At 44.3% G+C, this 26,674-nt stretch carries 23 protein-coding genes and 2 pseudogenes; 7 read left to right on the top strand and 18 right to left on the bottom strand.

Annotated features, from left to right (window positions below; all coding sequences use genetic code 11):
* Positions 1–223 precede the first annotated feature (223 nt).
* Positions 224–1,993: a gamma-glutamyltransferase gene (gene ggt / locus V1501_RS08880; protein WP_409292680.1), complete on the top strand. Its 1,770-nt coding sequence runs from the start codon at positions 224–226 to the stop codon at positions 1,991–1,993.
* A 310-nt stretch (positions 1,994–2,303) separates the two neighbouring features.
* Here ggt and V1501_RS08875 read toward each other — a convergent pair whose 3' ends face one another.
* Entirely contained in the window at positions 2,304–4,766 is a 2,463-nt protein-coding gene (locus tag V1501_RS08875; protein ID WP_409292679.1) for a discoidin domain-containing protein, read from the bottom strand.
* A 636-nt stretch (positions 4,767–5,402) separates the two neighbouring features.
* Here V1501_RS08875 and V1501_RS08870 point away from each other — a divergent pair.
* Positions 5,403–6,896, top strand: a complete 1,494-nt coding sequence (locus tag V1501_RS08870; RefSeq protein WP_409292677.1) for a M1 family metallopeptidase — start codon at positions 5,403–5,405, stop codon at positions 6,894–6,896.
* A gap of 42 nt (positions 6,897–6,938) precedes the next feature.
* On the opposite strand, the gene V1501_RS08865 is transcribed toward V1501_RS08870, so the two are convergent.
* The 4 genes from V1501_RS08865 to V1501_RS08850 all read right to left on the bottom strand — a co-directional run bounded on the left by V1501_RS08865 (position 6,939) and on the right by V1501_RS08850 (position 9,068).
* Entirely contained in the window at positions 6,939–7,529 is a 591-nt protein-coding gene (locus tag V1501_RS08865; protein ID WP_409292676.1) for a class I SAM-dependent methyltransferase, read from the bottom strand.
* Positions 7,530–7,632: 103 nt separating this feature from the next.
* Entirely contained in the window at positions 7,633–7,905 is a 273-nt protein-coding gene (locus V1501_RS08860; protein ID WP_409292675.1) for a hypothetical protein, read from the bottom strand.
* A 98-nt stretch (positions 7,906–8,003) separates the two neighbouring features.
* A complete protein-coding gene (locus V1501_RS08855; protein ID WP_409292673.1) occupies positions 8,004–8,642 on the bottom strand; it encodes a hypothetical protein in 639 nt (212 codons plus the stop codon).
* Positions 8,643–8,708: 66 nt separating this feature from the next.
* Positions 8,709–9,068: a hypothetical protein gene (locus tag V1501_RS08850; protein ID WP_409292672.1), complete on the bottom strand. Its 360-nt coding sequence runs from the start codon at positions 9,066–9,068 to the stop codon at positions 8,709–8,711.
* Positions 9,069–9,682: 614 nt separating this feature from the next.
* Here V1501_RS08850 and V1501_RS08845 point away from each other — a divergent pair.
* A complete protein-coding gene (locus tag V1501_RS08845; protein ID WP_409292671.1) occupies positions 9,683–10,876 on the top strand; it encodes a PIN-like domain-containing protein in 1,194 nt (397 codons plus the stop codon).
* A 117-nt stretch (positions 10,877–10,993) separates the two neighbouring features.
* Positions 10,994–11,755 (top strand): phospholipase D-like domain-containing protein, encoded by a 762-nt coding sequence (locus V1501_RS08840; RefSeq protein WP_409292669.1) that lies wholly within the window; start codon positions 10,994–10,996, stop codon positions 11,753–11,755.
* Between the two features lie 156 nt (positions 11,756–11,911).
* Here V1501_RS08840 and V1501_RS08835 read toward each other — a convergent pair whose 3' ends face one another.
* Positions 11,912–13,240 (bottom strand): alpha-glucosidase/alpha-galactosidase, encoded by a 1,329-nt coding sequence (locus V1501_RS08835; RefSeq protein ID WP_409292668.1) that lies wholly within the window; start codon positions 13,238–13,240, stop codon positions 11,912–11,914.
* A 255-nt stretch (positions 13,241–13,495) separates the two neighbouring features.
* Positions 13,496–14,791, bottom strand: a complete 1,296-nt coding sequence (locus tag V1501_RS08830; protein ID WP_409292667.1) for an MFS transporter — start codon at positions 14,789–14,791, stop codon at positions 13,496–13,498.
* Between the two features lie 412 nt (positions 14,792–15,203).
* On the opposite strand from V1501_RS08830, the gene V1501_RS08825 reads away from it, so the two are divergent.
* Positions 15,204–15,575 (top strand): cyclic-phosphate processing receiver domain-containing protein, encoded by a 372-nt coding sequence (locus tag V1501_RS08825; RefSeq protein ID WP_409292665.1) that lies wholly within the window; start codon positions 15,204–15,206, stop codon positions 15,573–15,575.
* 247 nt (positions 15,576–15,822) lie between these two features.
* Here the strand turns inward: V1501_RS08825 and V1501_RS08820 are convergent, their stop codons facing one another.
* The 11 genes and pseudogenes from V1501_RS08820 to V1501_RS08770 all read right to left on the bottom strand — a co-directional run bounded on the left by V1501_RS08820 (position 15,823) and on the right by V1501_RS08770 (position 24,961).
* Positions 15,823–16,335: a hypothetical protein gene (locus tag V1501_RS08820; RefSeq protein ID WP_409292663.1), complete on the bottom strand. Its 513-nt coding sequence runs from the start codon at positions 16,333–16,335 to the stop codon at positions 15,823–15,825.
* A gap of 158 nt (positions 16,336–16,493) precedes the next feature.
* A complete protein-coding gene (locus V1501_RS08815; protein WP_409292661.1) occupies positions 16,494–17,357 on the bottom strand; it encodes a LysM peptidoglycan-binding domain-containing protein in 864 nt (287 codons plus the stop codon).
* 110 nt (positions 17,358–17,467) lie between these two features.
* Complete coding sequence (locus tag V1501_RS08810; protein ID WP_409292660.1) at positions 17,468–18,385, bottom strand: catalase family peroxidase; 918 nt, start codon at positions 18,383–18,385, stop codon at positions 17,468–17,470.
* A 109-nt stretch (positions 18,386–18,494) separates the two neighbouring features.
* A pseudogene (locus V1501_RS08805) lies at positions 18,495–19,005 on the bottom strand (DUF3916 domain-containing protein).
* Between the two features lie 30 nt (positions 19,006–19,035).
* Positions 19,036–19,661: pseudogene (locus V1501_RS08800) on the bottom strand (zinc dependent phospholipase C family protein).
* A 143-nt stretch (positions 19,662–19,804) separates the two neighbouring features.
* Entirely contained in the window at positions 19,805–20,149 is a 345-nt protein-coding gene (locus V1501_RS08795) for a hypothetical protein (protein ID WP_409292659.1), read from the bottom strand.
* Between the two features lie 240 nt (positions 20,150–20,389).
* A complete protein-coding gene (locus V1501_RS08790) occupies positions 20,390–21,193 on the bottom strand; it encodes an STAS domain-containing protein (RefSeq protein WP_409292657.1) in 804 nt (267 codons plus the stop codon).
* A gap of 486 nt (positions 21,194–21,679) precedes the next feature.
* Positions 21,680–22,882, bottom strand: coding sequence for an MFS transporter (locus V1501_RS08785; RefSeq protein WP_409292656.1), 1,203 nt, complete (start codon positions 22,880–22,882; stop codon positions 21,680–21,682).
* A 108-nt stretch (positions 22,883–22,990) separates the two neighbouring features.
* Entirely contained in the window at positions 22,991–23,494 is a 504-nt protein-coding gene (locus V1501_RS08780) for an AAA family ATPase (protein ID WP_409292655.1), read from the bottom strand.
* 41 nt (positions 23,495–23,535) lie between these two features.
* Positions 23,536–24,108 carry a GNAT family N-acetyltransferase gene (locus V1501_RS08775; protein WP_409292654.1) on the bottom strand — a complete coding sequence of 191 codons (573 nt, stop codon included), beginning with the start codon at positions 24,106–24,108 and terminating at the stop codon, positions 23,536–23,538.
* A gap of 124 nt (positions 24,109–24,232) precedes the next feature.
* Positions 24,233–24,961, bottom strand: coding sequence for an SPFH domain-containing protein (locus tag V1501_RS08770; RefSeq protein ID WP_409292652.1), 729 nt, complete (start codon positions 24,959–24,961; stop codon positions 24,233–24,235).
* A 383-nt stretch (positions 24,962–25,344) separates the two neighbouring features.
* On the opposite strand from V1501_RS08770, the gene V1501_RS08765 reads away from it, so the two are divergent.
* Entirely contained in the window at positions 25,345–25,743 is a 399-nt protein-coding gene (locus V1501_RS08765) for an SET domain-containing protein (RefSeq protein ID WP_409293303.1), read from the top strand.
* A gap of 124 nt (positions 25,744–25,867) precedes the next feature.
* On the top strand, positions 25,868–26,614 hold the full coding sequence (locus V1501_RS08760) for a YqcI/YcgG family protein (RefSeq protein WP_409292651.1): 747 nt from the start codon (positions 25,868–25,870) through the stop codon (positions 26,612–26,614).
* The last annotated feature ends 60 nt before the right edge of the window (positions 26,615–26,674 follow it).

Below are 26,674 nucleotides of genomic sequence, written 5' to 3'. Positions count from 1 at the left end.
GAAATTCCTCCTTTTTAATGACTGCCTTGTTAGATTCTATATGGTTGTGGTACGTTCCTGCCAGAAACGGTCACAATAGAGCTGTTTCACTATTTTAATGTTAGCTTTCATAAAAGCCGGTACTTTCTCCCTAAAATTCAAAATATTCCATCTTCTTGTTTGCTATTTGGCGCACAGTGTTTTTAGACTGTAGTTGAACACAATAAAATCTGGGAGGCACGTTATGAAAAGAAAGCTCTATGTTTTTCTTGTCTTCATGCTCAGTTTTTTGATTGTTTCGACGCCATATTCAACATCGGCAAAGACGGTTGCTTTAAACAAGAAACAGGAGACCTATTCACAGGTTGATTATGGAACGGACGGGATGGTGGCGTCCGCCCATCCTCTTGCTTCTAAAATTGGGGCGGATATTTTGAAGAAAGGCGGAAATGCCGTGGATGCCGCGATTGCGATCCAGTATGCCCTGAATGTCGTAGAACCGATGATGTCGGGGATCGGGGGCGGCGGCTTCATGATGGTGTATGATGCCAAAACGAAGAAAACCACGATCGTTGACAGCCGGGAACGCGCTCCGGGCGGTGCGAAGCCGGATATGTTTTTGGACAAAAGCGGCAATCCCATTCCGTTTAATGAACGCGTGATGAGCGGGACATCGGTCGGCGTGCCGGGAACATTGAAGGGTCTTGAGCGCGCCCATGACCGCTGGGGCACAACGCCGATGGCAAGGCTGATCAATCCTTCGATCAAGCTCGCGGAAGACGGTTTCCGGATTGATTCAGTGCTGGCGAAGTCCATTGCAGACAGCCAGGACAAGCTGAATAAAAGCGCAGCAAAAAAGGTGTTCCTGCATAAAGGCACACCGTTGAAAGAAGGAGATAAGCTAGTCCAGAAGGATCTGGCGAAGACCTTCAAGCTGATCCGCTCGAAAGGCTCGAATGTGTTCTACAATGGCGAGATCGGCCGCCAGCTGGCAAAAACTGTCCAGGAAAAAGGCGGCTACATGCAGCTCAGCGATCTCAGGAAATACAGCGTTACCATCGACCAGCCTATCTGGGGAGATTATAAGGGCTATCAAATTGCGAGCATGCCACCCCCAAGCTCAGGCGGTGTGTTTCTCCTTCAGATGCTGAAGATTCTGGATGACTACAAGCTTTCCCAGTACGGAATCAAATCATGGGAGAAATATCACCTTCTGTCAGAGGCGATGCATCTATCCTATGCAGACCGGGCTGCTTATGCCGGTGATCCGGAATTTGTAAATGTTCCGCTTAAAGGGCTGCTGGATCCGGCGTATATCAAGGAACGGCAGAAGCTGATCAGCATGGATAACTCAGCTAAGACTTTCCAGGCCGGCGATCCATGGAAGTACGAAACTTCTTCACGCGACTATAAAATTGTGAAACAGAATGATGACAAGAAAATCGGACAGACCACGCATTTCACTGTGGCTGACAAATGGGGCAACTTGGTATCCTATACAACTACTATTGAGCAGGTGTTCGGCAGCGGCATCATGGTGCCTGGATATGGCTTCATGCTGAATAATGAACTCACCGACTTCGATGCCGTTCCAGGCGGAGCGAATGGAGTCGAGCCATACAAACGTCCGCTGAGCTCCATGACACCGACCATCGTTTTTGAAAACAAAAAACCGGTCATGACCGTCGGCTCACCAGGCGGCCCGACCATCATCGCCTCCGTACTCCAGACCATCATCAATTCACTGGAATACGATATGGAGCTGAAGGCAGCTGTCGAAGAACCAAGGATTTACACCAACAAACCAGGTTCTTACACAAAGGAAAAAGGAATTCCGGCGGACGTGATCGCCAAACTGAATTCCCTCGGTCATTCCTTCAAAGCTGAAAACACAGATATCGGCAATGTTCAAAGCATCGTGATTAATAATAAAGAAGGATATTTCAAGGGCGTTGCTGACTCCAGCAGGAACGGCGCAGCCATTGGGATTGATGCGAAGGGAAGTAAAAAATAATAGTTTTATGGCAATTATTTATAGAGAAAAGCCTAGTCCATGGACTAGGCTTTTCTCTTATTAATAAACTTTTTCAATGTTAAGGTATGCCTTGGTGCCATATACACCAACATGAAGCTTTTCTTTATTTCTATACCATTTGCCGATCAATAGTTCATTGCAGCCGCCTCTTCCGTTAATAAGCAGTTGATTGATCACCCATTGTCTTTGAACGGTAGTAATTAAAAAACGGTAAAAAGTGTGCAAACCATTTTAAAACAAAAACCTGGCCTAATCGCTAGGGTAAAGTTACTTTTATCAATTTTACTGTTTATCCAACCTGAATCACATTCAACTCAGCAATTGACCACCAGCTGGAAGCAGAACCGGTTTGCACGATTCTAATATAGCGTGCGTTTTGCTGTGGGAAGCCAGCAACGATTTTTGCTTCGTTTCCGCTGCCGGCTGCAACTGCATTTCCCCAATTAATGCCATCATTGGAAACGTATACTTCATAGCCTCTAGCATAGTCATTTGTGCTTCCTGCAGAATCCATGACGATACGGTTGAAGCTTTTTGCCGTCTGCATATCAACAGTCAGATACTGCCCCGGCTTCATAGCCTGACCGGAGCTCCATCTTGAATTAATATTTCCATCCAGCACAGCGTTTGGACTGCCGCTGCTTGTCGTGACATTTGTGGAAGCCTGCCAGCCTGTCCGGTCCAGGACGGCTTCCCGCGCACCTGTTGTCACACTTGCCGAATTGCTGGCACCAGATACATTATCAGACGAATCCTTGGCCTTAACAAAATAACTATAGTTGGTGGAGGGCTTCAGTCCGGTATCCGTAAAGGTGGCAGCAGTTGAAGAACCGACATACGCTCCATCCCGGTAAATCTCGTATTCCGTTACTCCTGTGTTGTCTGTGGATTCACTCCAGGTTAGTTTGACTTCACTGCTGGATAGTGCAGCAGCTGTAAGGCTGGCTGGTGTTGAAGGCGCCGCACGGTCACCGCCTGCGAATTCAGTCACAGTCTGCCTCATGGCACTTCCGGTGCCGTATACCCGGCCGCCCGCATTATTAATGACATGAGTAATCTCGCTGCCAGCCATTCCATTCAGCCAGATGGTTGTCAAATTATGCAGGTTCACACCCTCACGGTCCGGCACCTCAATGGCTCTGTGCAATTTTACCGCGGCATCCCTGAAGTAGGAATAAACTCCAAGCCCCCATGCTTCATGACTGGTGACTGAGTCACTTACTTTATAGGAAGCATATCCATTTACCGTTCCATCATGGCTCATCCAGCCTTCCTGGTTTGGTACATCATATGGTATTTCGGATTGATAGAAATAGGTACGGCCGTCATTGCCATTCCACACAACCTGGTACTTTTCGAAGTGTTCCACAAACAGGCCATAAAGGGTAACGTCATCACCATTTACAGTCAGACCATTGTCTGCAGTATTGACGTCCCAGCCCACTTCATTTCCATGGTCCGCTCTCCAAATCCAGAAATGATCGCCAATAACATCATTTGAGTTAATTTCCAGACTTATATCCGCCTTGCCAACCTGTTCTCCTCCTCCAACCCTGAAGAAAAGGTCATGAAGAGAGGTGGGGTTTGCCGAATGGTATTTCGGGCTTCCGTCAGTTCCTACTTTTAAAAGGGAAGGGGAGTTATTTGGACCTGCATCAAACAAAAGTCCTGCAATCTTCACTCCATCCACATCTGCAACCTTCATTGCTTCCTCACCAAAATCCGGAGTAAGAGTGGCCATCCCAAGGCCCAGGACAACAGTGTCAGCCCTCTTTAAATGGATTGGTTCGCTTAGATGATAAATACCAGGCGTGAACAAAACGTTCTTACCCTTGCTCAGGGCATGATTAATACTTTCTGCAGTCGATGTATTAGGTTCAGCTATATAAAATTTATCAAGAGATATGGATTTACCTGGTGTAGAACCATTTTTCCATGTAACACCCTGGATGTTCTTTTGGCGGTCTGGTACAAAAACGCTATATTCACCAGAATCATCCATATACAGGTACGGTTTTTCCCGGATGTCAGGTGTTTTCTCGACAACGGTGAAGGGGTTGTTCGGAAACGATGCAGTATGCGGTCTCTGATCTCCGACCATCACCGTATTCCAGACACTGTTTGTCCAGGTAGGATATTGATTGTTCCTGGAGAAGAATTGCTGCTGAGAAGCGGGAATGACCTGTTTGTCAATGATTGAATCAGCGATAAATCCGCCGCTTGACCAGCCTGCATTCCAATTCTTATCAAAATCGAACAGCTGCAGCTCACCCATGACATGCACCCGCCTCATAGGGGCAGCCTGTGAAACCGCGTAGCGTGTGACACCATTTGATGGCTTAATGGTCAGATTCTCTATTGAGCGCCAGAAATTCTGAGTCGCATTGCCTCCAAACCACTTTGCATCAACATTCACACCACCGTTGATCACAACGTCGCCCGGATCTTTCCCCAAGCCGGCAACTGATGTATAAAAGCCCACCTTTATATTTAAAGTGTAAGTACCAGGCTTAAACAGCAGTTCATACCTTTCCTTGCCAAACTGATTGGTTTCCTGAGTCTTAAACACTTCATCACAAATCTTTTGAATGTCTTCACTAGGCATAGAAGGGTTAAAAACATATACGTTGGGACCGAGTTGAGACTTGTTTGCTTCGGTGGCACTCTCAGCATTCGAGGCAGAAGGTTTAAAAAGAAATAGAGTCATAAACAAGATTGCTATGATAGCCGGCCAGAAAAATTTTCTTTGCATGGGTTAACCTCCTGGTTCTATATTTATAGATTTTTTAAAAAGATAATGGTATATAGCCTCCTTTATACGATTTCATATCATTGTAAACGCTTACGATTTATTTCTACTTTGGTATGGAAAAGACCTGCGTATAAAACAGGGTATTTTAAATAATGGATCAAAAGGCAAAAGCAATAACGGAGGTCTGTTAAAGTTTAACTATGATATTTCAATGGTTTCTGAGAAAGTTATCTTAAATATTTTAAATTATTTACATCACTATATAGAGTTTCTTGAAATCTTAATATTACGACAACTAAGCATATCCATCATGAGGTGATTCCCAGCCGTCATCAAATGACTGGCGGTAGTCATCATGAGATGACATCACGAAATGATAGGCGCAGCCCTTCACCAAATGACAGGCGGAAAATGCGCCTTAACCTGCACCGTTAGGCAAATATCAAAAACTAACTTTAACAGAGCCATTCTTAAGAGCCCGGATTCAGGAGCCTATGCCAGTTAGCCTCAAATTGTATTTACATCAATGGGTTTTATTTCCTAACCAGCCGTCGAATAATTGGTTCCTTTGTTGCAAGGAGTCTAATCTTCGTTTATCGAACTAGTAGAGGCATCAATTAAAAAGGAGGCCATACTATGAAGAAAACTCGAAGGAAGGCTCTACAGCTTACAGCAGCAGCTGCCGCCATGGCAGCCGGTTTATTCACGGGAACTGCCGCAGGTGCCCAATCGCTGCCCAAGTCTGCGAAGCCGGGGTATCAGCCGCCGGGTCACGCACAGCTGGCACAAAGGGATCCTTTTTCATTCCAGAAAAGAAAAGGAGCCGGCAAGAATGTACTGGGACCTGCTGCACCGAAGTATAAAATCGACGCCAGCTATGACAGTAAGTCTCATAAGGTGAAAGGCAAGCTCCAGGTGACATTCAAAAATAATTTAAAGATGGACCTTCATGAACTGTACTTCAACGTATGGGGCAATGCAGAGACTTATACGGATAATGGCGGCGGAATAGATGTGAGCAATGTGAAGGTGAATGGCAAGAGGGCGGTTTATAATGTTGATGCCACAGCCCTTCATATCCCGACGGTCAATCTTAAGAAAAACAAGCCAGCGACTGTGACCATGGACTTTGACGTGACGGTCCCCGAGCAGCAGGACCGCTTTGGATGGTATAAGAACACCGTTTCACTCGGAAATTGGTTCCCGATTCTGGCTGTCTACGATAAGGAAGGCTGGAATGTGGATCCTTATTTCCCATATGGCGAATCCTTCTATTCCCTTACTGGGGACTTTGATGTGACCCTGACCACTGACAAAAAACAGGTGATCGCAGCGACCGGGACTGAAGTTGGACGGCCCCTTCTGAACAACAATAAAATCAAGAGGCATTACAAGGCAAAAGACGTGCGCGACTTCGCCCTGGAGATGGACCCGAATTATAAAGTGAAAAAGGGCAGCGTCAATCATGTAAAAATCAATGTTTATTATACCGATGAACAGGCCAAATACGCAGATTCCATGCTGAAGGCAGGACTCAGGAGCATTGATCTGTTCAGTGATCATTTCGGAACTTACCCGTGGCCGGAGCTTGATATCGTCGGCATGGAAGGCTGGTTCGGCGGAATGGAATATCCTCAGCTGACCATGATCAGCATTGCCGGAGATCGTTCCAAAGAGTGGGTTGAATCTGTGACCGCCCATGAAATCGGACATCAATGGTTTTATGGCATCATCGGCAATAATGAATATGACGAGCCTTGGCTGGATGAATCATTCGCAAGCTTCGCCGCAGCTCTGCACGACAATAACCTGGATGGGCTGACAACGAAGCCGCACCCGAATCCGGATTTCCATCTCTCCTCACCGATTTCTAAATTCACATCCTACGGGGAAGAAGGCATTGGTGCTTATTACGGGATGATCTATGGCTACGGCTCGAGAACACTCAATGATCTGCGCCTGAAGCTCGGCGATAAAGTGTTCTACGCTGCCATGAAGAATTATTTCAAAGAAAAGAAATTCGGCATTACCACAACACGTGACTTCATTCGCATCATGGAACGGGAAACCGGCAGGAATCTCGGAGAGTTTTTCCAGGAACACCGTGTATTTATTGCGGATCAAAAATAAAACATCCTCAATAAAATCACCAAAACCGCTTGGAGATCAGGTCTAAGCGGTTTTGTTTTGTCCGGAATTGGCCTTCACGGCGTCGAGAATCAAGGAAGGAAACACAAGCGTCCCGCCCTGGTTCCGCGGATCATATTTGCTTGACCGAAAAATTACACCACGCGCTCCATCCCATTCATTCTGATGAAAGGTCCCTGATTCATCGCAGTACTCCAATAAGGTAACTTCAAAACCGGCCTCTACAAACATCCTGGATAAGGTTTTATAATTGTGAACGATTTTATGGCTGGCTGCCGGATGGTCCTTGGGTCCGGGACCGCCGACTTGCACGATTCTTTGATACGACTCATCGGGAAAATAGCCATCAGGCACCGCACAGCGGATATAACCCGTATCAGCGAGATACTTGAAGCAGAGTTTCGCAGCTTCCACGCCTTCGTTGTATGTCAGATGCTCCCATACATGCTCGGTCAGAATGGCCCTGACGGATCCTTCCTTAAACCTGTTTCTCCATGCCGTCTCATTCAATAAGTTCAATTCCTCTTCCTGTGTATGTATCCAGCCGGGATTGTTCCTATATTCCCCTGCCCCTATCACTATTTTTAAAGATTCCATTCTGTCATCCTTTCTCATGATCAGAGTCTATACAGCTGCTCCAAACATTCTTCGATATTCTGTTCTGTTCCTCTTTATCCGTTGACAAAGCCAGTTATTTAAACACGCTGGCCTTTTGGTACTAATCTCCGCCACCGCCTCCATCACCACCGCTGTCTCCCCCGCCTTCACTGCTGCTGTCCCAAAAATCCAGCCAATCACTCCAGTCCCCCCGCTCCCTTCTTCTTTCTTTCCGGTGTGGCTCCACCCAGTAGATCTCAAAGACTACTAAATGAATTAAAAACAGGATAATCATGGTGATTATCAAATAGGAACTGTATGAAAAGCAGACGACTAAAATGATCCATAATGCAGACAACTTAAATACCACATTTGCAGCAGTACGGTATTTCACACCCATCCCCTCCGGCACTCATTTGTTATATATTACCATATTGATACAAAAAGCTAAAGCCTGCCATCAAGAGCCGGAAGCTTAGAGGCAGGCAAGGATCAATTATTCATCATGACTGTTTTTGTTCCCTCTGAATCACTTGAGAATTCTTGAGGTTTGTTGTTTCCTATCATACGAAGCCAGTATCCCTTCATTCCTTTATTTCCTGGACTATGTTGAAGGATCGGTTTCTTATCTAATATATAGTAATTGCCTCTAACTTCAATATTTTCAAACTCGCCGCCTGCCACAATCAGGTTATATGGATGCTTTGCTTGATCATTGAAGAAGTCCTGATTATTTAGAGAATCGAGATTTTTAAATAAAGAAGCTGCATTTGTTAATTTCTCAAAAGAGTCATACCTTTTAGAATCTGTCTCTGAGATGGTTGCATGTTCCACCTCCTGGTCTTCCCGGTAGTGATAGACTGTAAAGCCGTCTCCCCTATTTTCGATAATATTAAATTTAATAGACTCGATCCTGCTATTCTTATCAAGCATCATCTGAAAATCTTCAATCTTTGCGTTCTGATCTAAATCCTTCTCATTTTTTACCTCTTTCCACTTTTCAGCCAGCATCACTGATTTAAGAGTTTCCCTCTTAAAAAGCTGGGCATGGGTATCATCCGTTACATAATGAATTCCCAATGCCAGACCTGTTGTCAAAAGAAATAAAAGCCCCCACTTATATAACTTCATCTAATCACTCTTTCTTTTTTTATCTGTTGGTATGTTCTTGCATGTGTGACCCTGTCATGCCATAAATCAGTTGATCCTGCTGATGGATATCCAGTCATCTACTGAAGTAAGAGTGATGCGATCACTGCCTTTTGAATAAGACACGCGGGCTCCCTCCCGACCGCCTTTTTCCCACCCTTCTCCCTTCAAGGCCCATTCATAACTGAAGGGGATGCCATGAATCTCTGTGGCGGGATTCCAATCATAACTTTTACTCCCTTTGTTTTCCTTCATCAGTTTCGCGTGTTTAGGGACCGGGAAACCCAGCATATCCTTATCAGGCTCGTATTGAAAAAAGATGAAAAAATAAAAGCCTGCTGCCAGAAGCAAGACAGAAGATATCACCATCGATAAAAACCTTAGTTTCTTCCTATATAATCTCTTCATTTCCTATCCCCCATCACACTACTTTCACATCCATATATTTACTATTATTTTATCATGCGGCCCTTCCCATTAAAATAGGCAGAGTGAGTTTGCACCCTGCCACCTGTAACTTTTTTTATTGTAAGCTCTGTTAATCACTTGTGTTAAGATGATGGTTGAAAGTCGCTTATTTCCGACCGTGACGACTTATGATAAATTAGCTTATCTCTCCATTCAGTTTAAAGGAACAGAGGTGTAATATGTTTAACATCATTTTTATTGGTGTTTGGATTGGTATAACGATGCCTATCCTTTTATCTCCTTTCCCTTATTCTTTCTAAATCTCACACCCTAGCCTGAAACCGGCGTGCATTCATAGCATAAAGTTAGGAATCTTTTCGGAGACTGATAGTATGCCCGATTAACAAAGAACATAAATGACCGGCTACTATTTGGCAACCGATCTCATCGAAGGGGGATCTAAAAAACTTCTAGTAGGTAATCGTCTACAATACAAATATATACTGGTTTTTGATTATTATAGTCCTCAGATTGAACGCAAATTGTTCGCGAAATGTTCTCGATAAATCCCAATTGGTTTATAATAGATATAGCTAATTACAGGAGGCGTTCAAGTGGAAGCGTACGAAAAGTACTTTGTCTATCCAAGTCAATTAAATGAACTATATAAAAAGGGTGCTGTCATTGTTCCAGATACAAATTTTTTACTTGCAGCATACCAATGGAGAGACATTACTACTGAAAAAGTTAAACAAGTCCTTGAACAATTAAGTAAACACGGTCAGTTGATTATTCCAGAACAAATTTTATATGAGTTTACAAAAAATAGACATAAGATTTTAGCTGAACAAATTAATTCTATCAACGATGAAATGAAGCGCTTCAATGATCCTAAGAAGAGTATGAAAGAATTTATCCCTACTGCAGAACAATCAGTTGAGGTTAAAGCAGCTCAAGACAAAAGAGATAAACTGGCGATGGAAATACAAGATTATAAAAATACATTAAAAGAACTAAAAAAGAAGATTTCGGATTTAATTGTACATGATGACTATTTTGACTTTATTAAAACCTTGTGTAGAGAATCTTTCCTACCTTATTCAAAGGATAAGAGCATATTAATTGATGAGGGTTTAAAACGAATATCTCTTGGTATAAAACCAGGAACTCATGAGAGTAAATCAGATCCAACTGGGGATTACATAATCTGGTCTGAAATAATGAATTTAAAACAAGACGTAATTTTTGTTAGCAATGATGAAAAGAAAGATTGGGTCTATAAGAGCAAAGATGGGCAATCATTTGGAACTGACCAACTGCTTCTAGCAGAATACTTTTCTAATACTGAAGGTAAATCTTTTATTCAGGTTTCAGCCGTTAAATTCCTAAAATATATGGACCCGAAACTGAACGAAGCTATAGAGGTTGATTTAGAAAAGACAAATTCGGCGACTGCTAAAAATCTTGTGCCATTTGCAGTTAGCTCAAGTAGTCTTTCTTTTGGGAAAAAACCGGGTGATATACGTGAATATTGGGAGTTCAAGTTAGATAGAACACCAACTCCTGAGGATTTTTTTAACTTTGACTTTTTATTTAAGTCAGTGATGGGTGCTACACGTGCCAATGTATTTATATTGTTTAACGAAATAGAATTAGATTATTCAATCATCATTGATTTATCTGATGACCTTGGCATGTTGAGCGATAAGGAAGTTCTATATAGAATCCGTGATCTTTTTAATGAAGAACTTATATTGGCTAAGTACCAACCCCCCTATGGCAAAGTTAGGGACTATGCCCTTGCATAAGAGAGTTGCTAATGCAGCTCTTTTGTTATGACCCAACGTATAAAAAGAAGGGGTGTAGAAAACAATATTAAATTAACGTATTAATATAGGAAGCAATAAAAATAAGGGGGATAATAGATGAATGAAAAAGATTATTTGCAAACCATGATAGATACTGTTAAATGGGGAGATTATGTTGATAAAAAGTCCGGTGCTCTAAAGGATGAGCTACTAGGTGTCTTACGTAATTCTATAATTAGTTTTGATAGGACTGGCACTTACGGATCTAAGCAGGACCACTTTCGAGAATTTATTAATTTGCATGTGCCTATACCCCTAATAAAAAATGCAAAGTGTATAGATGAAGAATTAAATGACTTAGCAGGATATGTATATATGAAACCAACAGATACTATCGCTGACTATCAATATTGGGGTTTGAAAATTAAGCCGAAACCCGTAAACTCAGAAAGTCAGGAAATCCCAGAGCATAGAGTTGCCTTTAATGATATTAAAGAAGAAATAATACAAGGCATCCGTAATGCAAAGTATATAATATGGGTCGCTGTAGCCTGGTTTACTGATCCAGATTTAGCTAACGAGCTTCTAATGAGGCAAAAAGCTGGTGTAAATATAAGAATCATAACTTCAGATGAAGAGTCCAATAATATGAAGAACAAATTAAAGAGCTACTTTGAAACAGTATTAGTGCCAAAAGTTAGATATAATCGAATGCATCACAAATTTTGTATCATTGATTTAGAATACGTGATGAATGGCTCTTACAACTGGAGTAGAACTGCCCCAAATAATAATGAAACATGGAATACAGCACTCGATCGGGAATTAGTAAAGAGCTATGCAGACGAGTTTATGACGTTATACCTCGAAAATAAATAGTCTTTCTAAAAAAAGACCATCAAATTGATGGTCTTTTTCTATGTTTTCATCTCATTTTCATGTTTTTGAAGCTCTGCTACACAAAACACTGTCCTCCAGATCTTAAAAGGCGTTCTTTTTCGGGTCACCAATCAACCATATTCCTTTCATATAGCGTTATTGTAAAACAGAAGCACCTTCCTTATTCGTGAAGGCCGGAAGATACTCTCCATGCGCCTCGATCAAATCATCGCACAGGGAAATGATGTCGTCCATGGACAGCTCTGCTGCTGTATGGGGATCAAGCAAGGCAGCCTGGTAAATATGCTCTTTCTTTTTTGTGACAGCGGCTTCAAGGGTGAGCAGCTGGGTATTGATATTGGTCCGGTTGAGGGCTGCCAGCTGTTCCGGGATGTTTCCGACATAAGTGGGTGTTATGCCGCTCCTGTCAGCGATGCAGGCGACTTCAACACAGGCATTCTCGGGCAGATTGCTGATGAGCCTTCCGGTATTCGGGACATTGCCTCCAAACTTGAACGGAATATTGGTTTCCATGGCTTCAATAATGCGGGAGCCGTATTCATCAGAGCGGACATGCTGCAGCGACCTGCTGTTTACAAGGTCCTCCCTCATGGCAGACCAGCCATTGATCTGCTCCACGCAGCGGCGCGGATACTCGTCGAGTGGGATGTTGAATCTTTCAATTAATTCAGGGTACCTGCTCTTAATGAAATACGGGTGATATTCTGCATTATGTTCGGATGATTCAGTTACATAATAGCCGAACTTATCCATGAGCTCATATCTCACCATATCAGGATGCTTCGTTTTTTGTCTTTCTTTTGCCCTCTTTTTGATCTCGGGGTAGAGATCCACTCCATCCCGTTTTATTTCAAGAAGCCAGGCCATGTGGTTGATGCCGGCAATCTTTTCCTGAACACCTGAAGAGTCCATCCCAAGTCCTCCCAGCAGATCCCGGGTACAGGACTGTACACTGTGACAGAGCCCGATGGTTTTGATGCCGGTGAATCGGTTCATATAGCCGGTCAGCACGGCCATCGGGTTGGTATAATTCATGAATAGCGCATCGTGACACACTTCCTCCATGTCCCTGGCAAATTCGGCAAGAACCGGTATCGTCCGCAGGCTGCGGAAAATGCCGCCGATTCCGATCGTATCGGCAATGGTCTGGCGAAGGCTGTATTTCTTCGGAATCTCGAAGTCTATTACAGTGCTGGGCTTGTATCCGCCCACCTGGATGGCGTTGATCACATACCTGGCACCCCTCAGCGCTTCTTTCCTATTAGAATATGCCGTTATCTTAATGTTTTTTCCCATGCTTTCCTTCAGATTGTTCAGCATATTCTCAGAGTCTTTTAATCTCCCGGCATCAATATCGAAAAGGGCAAATTCAGAGCCTTCCAGTGCCGGTACAAGCATGCAGTCTCCCAGCACATTCTTGGCAAACACTGTGCTGCCTGCTCCGAGAAAAGTAATCTTTGGCATAAAATCCTGCCTCCTCTTTTATGAATATGATCGGTTGAACTTAAAAGGTTAACTGGGTGCAGCCAGATGGGCAACCCGCCTGGTGATCTATTATTTGTGTACCCTGGGCAGTTTAATTAAAGAAAGTATAACTTTGGTAAATGGAAGGGTCAACTTTATTTTTGAATATTCAATCAATTTTACATAACTTAAAATAATTGGAACGAACAGAGCGTTATCAGAAAAATACCGGCCCAGGGGCCGGTACTGTGAGGATTATTCGTTTTCCATCTGGGAGTTCTTCATGGATTCAGACATCCTCCAGTAAACAAACAGGCTTATCGCAATACATCCAGCTACATAATAGTAGAAAAGTGATTCATGGCCGATATTTTTCAGCCAAAGGGCGATGAATTCAGCTGTCCCGCCGAAGACGGCTACTGTGATGGCATATGGAAACCCTACCCCAAGCGCCCTGATCTTAGTCGGGAATAATTCTGCTTTTACGATCGCATTAATGGAGGTATAGCCTGTTACGATAATCAGGCCAGCCATCATGAGCAGAAAAGCGGTCAATGGACTGCCGGCCTTTTCCATGAAAAGAAATAGCGGGACCGTCAGCAGGGTGCCGAGTATTCCAAAGCCCATCAGGAGCGGGCGGCGTCCGATCCGGTCTGATAATCCCCCGGCAAGCGGCTGAAGTACCACAAATATAAGCAGGGCAATGAAGTTGATCCAGCTGACCTGATCTTTTGGGAGGCCCACTGTATTGACCATGAACTTCTGCAGGTAGGTTGTATATGTGTAAAAGGCAACCGTGCCTCCAAGCGTGAGGCCTACTACGGTCATCACAGCCTTCGGATACTTGAACAGCACCTTCAGGGTCCCTGCATTCTCACGGCTCGTGGTTTTCATTTTTTCGAACTGTTCGGATTCATCCATGGTCCGGCGGAGCCAGAGGACAGCGAGTGCCCCCAGTGCACCAATGGCAAACGGAATTCTCCAGCCCCAGGAATTCATATCCGCTTCACTCAGAACCTGCTGCAGGATAATCTGGACTCCAAGTGCAGTCAGCTGTCCGGCTACGAGTGTGACATATTGGAAGCTGGAATAAAATCCGCGCCGGCCGCTGCTGGCCATTTCGGATAAGTATGTAGCCGATGTCCCGTATTCCCCTCCCAACGATATTCCCTGGAGAAGGCGGGCTGCAACCAGAATGACCGGGGCCCAGATTCCGATTGACTGATAGCTCGGCGTGAGGGCGATGATGAGCGATCCTCCCGCCATAATCGTAATCGAGAGGGTGAGGGCCGCCCTTCTGCCATGCCGGTCAGCATAACGGCCCATAATCAAGCTGCCGATCGGCCTCATCAGAAACCCGACAGCAAAAATTGCCGCCGTGTTCAGGAGCTGGGAAGTGGAATCTCCCTGTGGAAAGAATTCTGCTGAAAAATAAACAGCAAAGGCCGAGTACACATACCAGTCATACCATTCAATCAGGTTCCCCACGGAACCCTTGAAAATATTGGCGGTGATGCGTCGTGAGTCTGCTCTCTGTACGGATGATTTCATATGTCTCCTCCTGACTGAAACTGAAATTGAACTATAAAAAGAAATTTATTGCGAATAATCATTATTTTCTCATAATATTTTGCAAAAGTGAATTTTGGACACCTGTTACCAGGACACGAAAGCAAAAATAGAGAATAAGACCCGGGAAATAGGAGATTGTCCCCCATTTCCCGGATAGCTTTCCTTACTTCCTCATGGCTAACCGGGTAAAATGGCAGTTGGGAAATAGAGCCTGGCCCCATTTCCCAACTGTATATCTTTTACATTTCATCCAGAAAAACAAAATTGAAATTTACAGAGATTTTGTGTATAAGGGTTTTTTGGGTGGAAAATGTGTTATGATAGGGGAGAATGAAAAATAGGGTAGTAGACTTTTTTTAGTCATCCCTTTTAAAGGGACGGTGAATCAAGAATGGAAAAGATTAGTGTTTTTCTTGACGACATCCGGAATGCACCTGATGGCTATGTAAGGATAGAAACAATTGATGAATGTATCGACATCCTTCAAAGATTTGAAATTGAGCATTTATCGCTCGACCATGATTTGGTCAGCAAGCACAGAAATGGGACGCTTTTAGTTGAGATGATGATACAGGAGCAGCTGTTTGCAAACCGGATCACAATTCACTCAGCCAATGCCCCCCGGGGGAAAGCGATGTACAATTCCTTCAAACAGGCGCAGTCAGATTCGCTTATGCCCCTCTCTATTGTGATATCATTACGTCCTCTTCCCCTTTTCTCTTATTCAGACTCTGTGGTTAAATACTATGTGGATACGTTTTAAATAAAAACAGGGCGCATGTCATTATGACATGCGCTCTAAACAGTTTAATAGGTTCATTGCTTCGGAAATGAGATCAATATCATTCTGGATATCCTTCTTAACATGGTCATCAGAACAAGCGTCATATTCCCTGTGCAAGATTATAAGCTCTTTGTTGAACAATACACACTCATCCACCATGCAGATCCTCTCCAATTTTTGATTAACTACTATACACATTCCCTCCCGCCTTGCATCCCTAAACAATTTATTTATAGGATTTATTTGGATGTTCTCTAAGACCATGTTCCTGATACTCTTCCAACGTTATCTCAGCTGCCTTATATACCTCAGACTTTTCACCTGGAAGCGCAATCATCAATTCGTCATTGGTTTTGTTGAGCTGCAGCTTAAAGAGTCCCCCATCCCGGTACCTGCCGACGAGAAATTTACCTGTCAGCTCCCCTTTCAACGGGAGGGAAACGGAAAATCTCCCTATTATTTCTTCCTTTTCTCCCTTTTTATACCGGGTCATCAGCCTCGTTCCATTACCGCCATTAGAGACAATCATGTAAGATGAGCTGGAGATCCACCAGCCATACACCTTGCTCTGCTTTAACATGGCCTTGAACTTTTCATCAGGGACTTCTTCCGGCTCTGCTTCAGGGATGATAAATTCATCGGTTACTGCCTTTTTTGTTGCTTCTGTTGGCCCGCTCAGTGTGCATCCAGCCAGACTTGCAGATAAAGAGGCAATCAGGACTGTTTTATATCTAATCAAAATCGACCTCCATTCACTTCTTAACCATTGGCTATAATAAATCAATTGCCAGTTAGGACAAGATGATACCTTCTCTTTTTACCAATTAATGGTACTGCAGAAAATTTTTAAAGTAAATAAAAAATCCCCTCGGCAGCCAAGGGGATTGGTTTTTGATTCTATTTTTTTATCTTTAGAGTCTGGCCTACATAAATGCGGTCGCTCTTCATATTGTTCAGCTTTTTGAGTTCGGCTACAGACATTTTCACTTTTTTGCTGATGCTGTAGAGGGTATCGCCTGATTTCACTTTATAAACCGCTGTCTGCTGTACCGGTTTTCCTGCCTGAACAGGAACCTTAAGCACCTGACCGGCTTTAAGGGCATCAGTCTTCAGGTTGTTCAGCTTTTTCAACGCTGTAACCGAAGTTTTATATTTAATGGCGATACGGTAAAGATTATCACCTTTTTTAACGGTATACGTACCGGTCTTGGCGGGTGCCGGCTCTTCCTGATCCAGCAGGTACAGCATGTCCTTGCTGAAGGTGACCTTATGCTTTGCCTTGTAGGCAGCGGCGGCCTTCTTAAAGCTTGCGTCCTGTGCATCCACATATTTGGTCATCGCCTTGTACGCTTTGTCGTGCTCTGCTTTTGAGATGTCGCCATTCAGGTAATCAATAGTATCGATTTCAAAATTATACATTTCGACAAGGCTGTTATAAATATATTCGTCCATAGTCTGGATATCAGCGTTATACTTATTGAATTTTGCATCATCATCCAGTGCACCGCTAAAATATGTTAGATACTGGTCATAGAGATTCATTGCTTCTTTCTCAGTTTTTGCATTTTGCACTTTTTTGGCATAGCTTTCCACCGTGCGGAAAATCTTGGCGTAATGCGCCGAGAAGGTGTTCAGCTCTGCCTGGTATTTGGATAACTGCGCTGCTGATACCGATACCTGTGCTGATGGAAGTGCTGCCGACCCTGTAAAGAGCAGGGATGCCGCCAAAAATGATGCGGCCAGTCCTTTTTTGGTTACCATGGATTCATTCTCCTTGCATGTATAATTTTGAGGTTTATGGGATTATATCCCTCTCAAGAATAGCACATGTAAAATGAGTCGAATACTGGTAAAAAATGATAAAATGCGCCTTATTTTTCCGAATGGCGCCTGCGGTAAGATTCCAGATAGGCAGCATGGCGGAACTGCAGGATCTGATCAGGGGTCAGCGCTATTCCTTCAGTCATAATGGTTGGATCAAACAGCAATTCGTCATTTCCCGAGGCTTCACCCGTAATTGTCAGGGTGCCTCCGATAATCTGCTGGGAATCCTCCGGCCATGCCACTGTCGGGTCATCAACCGGATCATCTTCTCCGCCTATCTGAATCGCCAGGCTGAATGAGACAGGACCGGCTGACAGCCGTTCGTCCATCTCCTCATCCAGATAATGCGGGCGGTCCTTCAGTGTTTCCGTCTTGGTATACTCAGCAATGCCAGCCTCGGGCTTCCACATAAACTTTACTGCCCGCTTCCGTCCCTCCTCTGATACAAGATAAAAAGCATGAATGGAATAATATTGCGCCATTCCGTAGCTTGCCGGCATTCTGACTTCTTTAATCATGCTGTAAAAAGATCGGCTTTCAGGATAATCTTTTATTATATGAGCGAATGCCGCGATATCCGGTTTCAGCTCCTTCACAGAGACGGCCGCTTTCATGATGTCATTGAACGCTTCAGGAGTTCGGGCAAAAAAGACCGGTATAGTCGTACAGACCAGATTCGTTATCCCGCCGCCGGGCAGCTGAAATTGTACCGCCATTCCCTTAGGAGGCGTAAGCCAGTCTGGATGAAAGGGATTGGTGGAACTATTGGAAAAACGGACAACAGCCCGGGTTTCACCTTTCAGCAGATGCGGAGCGGATGTCAGGCCTGCGGCCCTGCCGCTTGGAGTAAATATTGCTTCATACGTCTTTCCCCTTGCATGCGCTCTTTTCAGCCCGGGATGTCTGCCGCCAATTTTTTCAATCTGGTCAATGGATTCAGCCGCAAGTTTGTTATTATGTATCAATGGATTTCCCCCTCTGCTCTTATTGGAGTACTTTACCCAAAAAAATATGTAAACAGCACCGGTATATGCCAGAAATGAAAAGAACACCAGAAACCGGTGCCCCTTTGACTCATCTTAATTCACCTATAAACCATATTTCTCCTTCATGATAGAATTCATCTTCATCTGTGATATATTCTTTAAAACCCCCATACCTGCATATTATCCGGAACCATCAATCCCCATTCTTCTTGAATGTTTCTTTCTTTTGGAAGACGCAGCCATTTTTGATGGGAGTCATCCCTTTCAAAGAAAGTATCAAAGTAAGACTTGCCTCTGAATATGATGATTTGAGAATCCCACAGGTTGGGTAAATTAATGGCCGCTGCAACCCGGTAATTTTCATGATCATCCGGTTTCATTCGTATAAGATGATCCGCTCTTTCTAAAAGAGTCTGAACACACAGCTTCCTGATTTTAAATGGCGTTTTACTGGAATCAACAAATTCTTGAGAAACCGGCAGGTGCATATGCCAGTAATCCTTGTAGAATTCCATTGGAAAGTCCGTTGTATTCTCTTTTATGTGTTTTACCATTATTTTAGATTTTCGATTGATCCCTCGAACTTTTTTTTCCCGCATATTTCCTCCTCTATTAAACAGAACCATCACTTATATCTTCTTACGTATTATCGGTGATAGTTTCAGAATTCCAAGTTCCGCAGATGTCTCTATATATCCAATGATCTGATTAAAAGTAAACACATTCAGTGATTCATCCAAATGTTCTTCTCCATAATCCATGTCCTCTATTACAATGGAACCAGATTCTTTACATCCCAGCAGCTCACCTCATCCAGATCCGGTATGGCCGGGAAATGCCCAAATGTGTTTCGCAGCTTATCCCTAAAGCCATAGTGCTCCAGCAGCTTTCCATTCAGCAAGCGGAAATCTTGATGATATAAGGCATATAATCCTTCATCAGTATCCATTCTGTTCTTTAACCAGGAAAGATTGAATCCCCGCAGCCAGATGTCATCCGCTATCAAGTGTGCATAATATCCCATTATGTATGGATGCTGAGCCAGCGAACGATATTTTTGCAGAAAACCTTCATAATCTGTACTTCTTGTATAATCTTGTACTTCACCTATAAAAAAGTGGGATGTGTTTTTCTTCTCGTGTGAAAGAACAGCATCCGGAGCAATGCTTCCAAGCAAAAAGGAAGTCTTATCCTTGATAGATAATGCCTCAGCTATTCTTTGACCGATAATCAAATGCATGATTCTTGAACCCAACATACTCTCTCCTTTTTTGTGCTTATAATGTTTCATTCAAGATAAGTTTTCTTTATTCCTTTGTTATCCTTAAAGAATCTATAAAAAAAAGACGTGTCATTTCACACGCCATTCCAAGTACCATATCAAGTGCATTTAATATACTAAGGAATCCTGATCGGTGTATGGAAATCTCGGAAGTCCTTATACGACCTATAGGCAATGGCCGGCTCGCCTTCGTTCATCCCATCCAGCTGGACAACCCGGTTTCCTGCCGTTTCCATATAAAAAGAGTATGGAAGCACATCGAGACGGTACGTTTTATACTTCATGCCAAGCAGCTGCCGCTCCGTTGATCTGGTATCGGGGTTCACCCTGATGAACTCGGCGAGCTCGCTGACGGTGGTTGAGGGAATGTCGGCCATAGTAAAAAAACGTTCCTTCAAATTTGCTTTCACTTTACTCACTGCAGTCTTAGCTTTCTGCTTTATCCTGCCTGTCTTCCCCATTGAAATCACTCCAGTTCCATTCTTGTTAGGGTGGATACCAATTAATTCCCGGTATGAATGAAGGTAAACAAGAAGAATAGGAGCAATTCAATTTTTTTCCTTTATTTCCGGAACACACCGTAGGGGATTTCATGGATAAAAGAACCAGCAGAGATAAGAGATGTAAGGCTGGCAGAATTGTTTTTGCAAATATTTTTCCCGTTCAATTGAAGTCATGTAAAAGAATAAGAAAAAGAGCCCTTATGACAGAGCTCCCTTCTTTTTCCCGCCGTCTTTGATCAGTTTATAGCCCGTCTCTTCCATTATGCCGTACATGCATTGCTGGAAGGACTGATAGCTGTCCGCTTCAAAGTTCACCCGCTTATCTACGATTGACTGGGCCATTTTCGAGCCGATGCCCACCAGGCTGGCATTGACTCCCATGAGTCGGAGCGCCCTGATCATATTATTGATACCTGTGACCTCAAATGGCTCCAGGGAATATTCGAAGGAGGAAAAATCGAGAATCATAGAGGTTACCTGGCTTTTTACACAATATGTCAGAATCTTCATCTGCATGGCATCCAGACGATGTTCGGTCATTCGGCCCATGATCGGGCACAGAGCAGCGAATGGGAGAACCGTCTGGAAAATAGGTGTATCAATTTCATCCAGCAGGTCCTGTCCTTCCTTGATTGCATCTTCATACAGTGTCACATCACTCCAGGTGATAATGAAACCGCTGGGATTTCCTTCCTCATTCCTTATCTCATCAATGGCAAGATCGGCCGTAAATTTATCAAACAGATTAATATGCGCCTCCATAGGAAAAGAATCATCCGTTGTCAACCGGGTCAGGCTTCTACCAATATCTATAGTCGTAATATCCCTGCCTATTAAGTCCTCAACGTTATCGATTCCCCAAAAAGGCGCTACCTGTTTAAGGAACACCTTTCCCTGTTTATTCATCCACGTTAATTCAAACTTTTCATTTGTTATAAATATATTATCATCTATTTTATCAAGCAGCTCATAAACACTAACATTCTTCAAAACATCAAGCATACTTCAAGCACCTGCTTTCCGACATGTCTTTTTTTTTCGACATGCATCTCTCATTATAAAATAATTACTTCCCAATTCACAAGTCAAAGGGCGGGTTTTAGATGGTATTTCCCCTTATGCTGTTTTCTAAAAATTACCGCTATAATCCTGGTTTAGATCTGCTAAGCTTAACGACGTATTGACTTTAAAAATTCATAAAACCAAACTGAAAACCTTAGAAAAAGAGCCTTTCTATATTTAGGGTACCCAATTGTTGAGCGGTCAAAAAAAAGAGAAGGAATGTCTCATTCCTCCTCTTCCAGGTCTTCTTCAAAATGCTCGGTATCAATCAAGTGCTCCCAGTTATGCTTGGTCATATTTTCCCAGATTCGTTCACGTAAGCTCATTTTCCTTTCCTCCTCAAGCTTCTTATTCTGTTTAGATTTATACCCGGGAAGCTGGAGGTTCAAGCTCTATTTTTCTTGGAAAAATTAGTAAACCTGTTAATCAAGCTGATTTTCTCAGCCCCTGCCTGCCCCTGTGTCCAATCTGGATAGTAAGGACAAGTGCCGCCGAGGTCAGGACAGCAATCATGGAAATCACCCCGGGCCAGCCAAAGCGGCTGTATAAGATGCCGCTGCCTGTCCCGCCAATGCTTGCGCCGGCATAGTAGAAAAAAAGATATAAAGACGCAGCCTGTGCTTTATCATGGGTGGAAACGAGTCCCACCCAGCCGCTCGCAATGGAATGGGCTGCAAAGAATCCATACGTAAAAATGGCAAGTCCCAGAATCTTGAGCGAAAGGTCTCCACTGAGTGTCAGGCAGGCACCTCCAAGCAGGATGACCAGGGACAAGAGGAGAATTCTACTTTTTCCAAAAATATCGGAAAGCATGCCCATCCATGTTGAACTGAAGGAACCGACGATATACACGATAAAAATGAAACCGACAAGTGTCTGGCTTAGAGAATAAGGCGGACGTGTCAATTGGAAGCCCATATAATTATAAAGGGCGACAAAGCCGCCCATAATCAAAAAGCCGATCAGAAACAGCTGAAGCAGGGAGCGTTCTCGAAATTGGCTGCCCAGCGAGCGGACAAGATTCCTGATCTTCAGTTCCCTCGGTTTAAAATGCCTGGAGTCCGGCAGCCCCTTCCAAAAAATGATACTGGCAAGTAAGCTCATGATTCCGAGGCCGGCCATGGCTGCATGCCAGCTAAAAGCATCCGTCAAAATGCCGCTGACGATCCTTCCGGCCATCCCCCCGATAGAATTCCCGCTGATATAAAGGCCCATTGCGAGTCCAAGGCCCGAGGAATCCATCTCTTCCCCGAGATAGGCCATGGCTGCGGCGGGCAGGCCGGCAAGTGTGATTCCCTGCAGAACGCGGGCCAGAATCAAGGTATGGAAGTTCGGAGCAAAAGCCGTCAAGATAGAGAGGATGGCGGATAAAACCAGGGAAACCGCCATCATGTTTTTCCGGCCGAAAACCTCTGACAGCGAACCTGCTATCAGCAGGCTGATGGATAAGGCCACCGTTGCCGCTGAAAGGCTGAGGCTTGATAACGCCGGTGAGATATGGAATTCTCCTGATATTTCAGGCAGCAGGGGCTGCATGCCCCAAAGAATGGCAAACGTACTGAAGCCCCCCGCAAACAGAGCGAGCGATGCACTCCTGAACATGGGGGTGCCGCGCTTTATATAAGTCATTGATGCATACTCCCTCTCAAAGCTGTATGGGATAAATATTATTTATTGTACCGCCCAGTTTATGGCAGGGCAAACAACAGGATTGAAAAAAGAGCTGAAATCAGCCCTTCATTTCATGTACAGCCCTACGCTGTCAGTGATTACCTCAATTTTGTCCCGGTATGGTTCACAGCGCTGCCAGAACCGATGTTTTCCTTCAGTTTCAAACGATTTGCTCCATTTGAACATGTTCAGGAATATTCGAACTGTCGGTTTATAATGGCAGGTTTCAAGTCCCGCCTTCTGCCGCAGGAACCTCCGGATAATACGAAAGGTCCGCACTCTATAGCTTGTTTCAAGGAGGATGATGAGGTCCGCTTCATGGAAGCTCGCCGCCATCCAGTCATCATTATGCACACCCTCCACAATCCATGCCTGCTTGTTATGGATGTCTCCGAGTACTGCCTTTCGCTCTTCCTCCGTCCTTCTCCGATCGCCATCCGGCCTCCGTTCCCACATCACATTATCCAATTCATAATAGGGAATCCCCAGTTCCTCTGACAGCCTTTTGGCAAGCGTCGTCTTGCCGCTGCCAACGGACCCAATGATATGTATCTTCCTTTTAGTGAGCAAAAGCAATCATTCCAGACTTTATGTTTTATGAACCTGCCGTTTCACTTGAGCATCCCGGGCTCGGCACTCTTCCTCCGCTTCCAGTCCTCAGAAAGCAGCCCGTATACTGCGTGGTCGACAAAATGATCATACAGCCACTCCGCCTGGCGGATCCGACCTTCTTCCATAAAACCAAGACGTTCCGGGATGGCCCGGCTTTTCAGATTGCCATATGCCGCCCTGATTTCCACCCGGTTTAAACCCAATTCCTCAAAAGCGTACTGAATTAAGGCTGCAGCCACCCTTGTCATGATTCCCTTGCCCTGAAACTCCTGACCAAGCCAATAACCCATCGATGTTGTCCGGTGCGTCCAGTCGAAATGATGGAAGCTGGCTGCCCCAGCCATCTGTCCCTTATATAAGATGCCAGTCGTCAGGCTCCTGTTCTCAGCCAATCCCTGCCGCGTCATCCGGATGAACTCCCTTGAGTCTTCCACACTCCGGGTGTAATCCAGCCAGGGCAGCCACTCCTTTAAATAACTCCGGGAACGGTCTGTCAGAGCAAAAAGTTTTTCACCATCCCTTTCCTCCAGGACTTTTAATGATAATTCATCATCTATTTTATGGATGAACAATTGAATCCACTCTCCTTTCAATTACTGAGCCCAGATTAGATATAGCTGTCTCTAAAGCCTTGGTTTTTAATTTCGTTCACGAGCTTAACCGAAGTTTTCAAACTCAATCTTTAATTTTCTCCGGCTATTTAGTATCTAAGACAAACGTATTCCCTTCCGAGCTCTCGATGGTCTGGATCAGCCTGAGCTGTTCCAGGCCGGGATTGTTCTCAAGCAGCCGGGCTGCATTAGCCAGGCTCCTCAGCACAGCGGTTTCTCCGCGTGCCTTCTCTAAGGCTGCCTGTGCTGCCTTTTGGGCTTTTTTCTCTTCAAGATAAGCCTTCTTGAGATCACCTGGAAGCATGATATCTTTTAGGTTTACAGATTGAATGGAAAGCGGGGACAAAATCGGTTCTTCCCTCAGCAGATTCAGCATGTTTTCAGATATCTCTTTCCGATTCCCGAGTAGGGTGTCGAGCCTGGATGAGGCAATCACTTCACGGAGCTTATATTGAGCCATGAGGCGGAAGGATTCGTGATAATCCTCGAAATGTGATAGAAGTGCTTTGGGATCCAGGATCTGAAAGTGGACTCCGAAGCTGATTTTTACACCCAGCAGATCTGCGGTCAGCACTTCCTGTCCGGAAACCTGAAGGATGGCCGTCCTCATGTCGAACACTTCGATCCTTGTCAAAGCCTTGAAGTATGTATATCTACCGGGGCCGATCAGCCCGCTCTCCGAACGCCCGCGCTTAAATCTTATGCCCGACTGGTACTCATAAATGGTGATTCCGCCCACAAATAATCTGATCATATACCAAACGGCTCCTTTGGCGAGAGAAGCAGCGGTCATCAGGAAAAATAGCTCCAGCATGATAATCCCCCTATTCCTGAAATTGAAGAACCGCGGAAAGCAGCAGGCCAAAAGGCAATGGAGGTCTTAACCTGCAGAATTGCCATGGCGTTAAGCTGCCAGCCGCGGCACCGTTAGTTGGGCTTCGAACCCCGACACTGGTTCCAATGGGAAACCAGTCTGCCATCAGGGAATGCGAACCGGCGACAGGCGGCAGAGAATCTGCTGCCCGGCCTTTCATTTCCCTATTTTCCTATTTTAGCAGGGATTTCCCGGGATGAATATAAGATTAAGAAAATTCAAACAGCAGGCATGTGCGCCCTATTTTTCCTAGAGGTTGCTTTTTTTACGCTAAACGGTCAATATAAAGGAAGTACGCTAAAAAAGATACGTAGGTGATGATCATAATAGAAGTTAAACAGTCTCCGGTCAGTGACGGAGAATTCAATAGAGGGGTATTCGCGACAGAAGATATCTCCAAGGGCACCCTTTTCCACGAGGCACCGGTCCTTTCATATCCAAACGAAGAACATAAATATATCGAAAAAACGGTTCTTGATGATTATGCTTTTGAGTATGGCAAGAACCATTCTGCCATCCTGCTCGGCTACGGCATGCTCTTTAACCATTCCTACGAGCCGAATGCCACGTACGATATCAATTTCGAAAAACACATCTTTGAATTTTATGCCTACAGAGACATAAAAGCAGGTGAAGAAATCTTCATCAATTACAATGGTGAAGTTGATGATCATGATCCACTTTGGTTCAATAAAGAAGCAGAAAATGATAACGAAGAATAAGAAACTATCCCGCTTTTGGATCATGAGCGGGATTTTCCTTTTTCAGCCTATTTTGTAAGTGGACACTCACAGCCCCGGCAGCCGCCTACATATCATGTAGAAGCAATCAGGGGGTGTGCTTAGAATGAAGCATTTATATGAAGAGATTCCCTCACATAGAGAGCTTCTTGACCTTTGGGAAAAAGATGCTTTGGATACATTTTCCACTAAAATGAAGAGCAGGGAAAACCCATTCCCCTGCATCCCCGCCACAATTGGATTCTCCTTTAATCATCTGCGCTATGGCTTTGTCAGTGATCCTAGAAGGAAAGAGTCCGGAGCGGAAGCTGCATGCCTTATGCGTGAATATACAGAGAATTCAAGGGACTTCGGGAATTACACCTCCCTCATCCTTTTTTATGAAACGCCCCGTGACCTGAAAGAAGGATACACCATTGAACAATTCGAAGATCTGTTCTGGCAGCAGCTGAATCACCTGAATGACCACGACGAAAAGAAATGGCCCGGGCATATACCGGATAGCCCTCACAACCCAATCTGGGAATTCTGCTTCCACGGGGAACAATATTTTATGTACTGCGGCACCCCGGCACACATCAATAGACAAAGCAGGCATTTTGACTATTTCATGCTCGCCATCACCCCAAGATGGGTCTTGCAGGAATTCATGAAGAATGAGACTTTTTCTGCCCGGATTAAAAAACAGGTAAGAAGCCGGCTGGCAGATTACGATTCAGTTCCGATCCATCCTGATTTGAAAACCTACGGATCCGGGGATAATTATGAGTGGAAGCAGTATTTTCTCAGAGATGATGCCAGTGCACCACCGCAATGCCCGTTCCATCGGGTTATAAAAGCGAGTAAAGAGTAAAAATACACGACTGCCTGGTGCTTCGTAAATAAAAAAGGTGTTTGGAAAGAAGAAAGCCCT

It is taken from the genome of Paraperibacillus esterisolvens (genome assembly GCF_046237625.1).
Classification (GTDB): domain Bacteria; phylum Bacillota; class Bacilli; order Bacillales; family DSM-1321; genus Paraperibacillus; species Paraperibacillus esterisolvens.
This window is presented reverse-complemented; position numbering and strand designations above follow the sequence as displayed.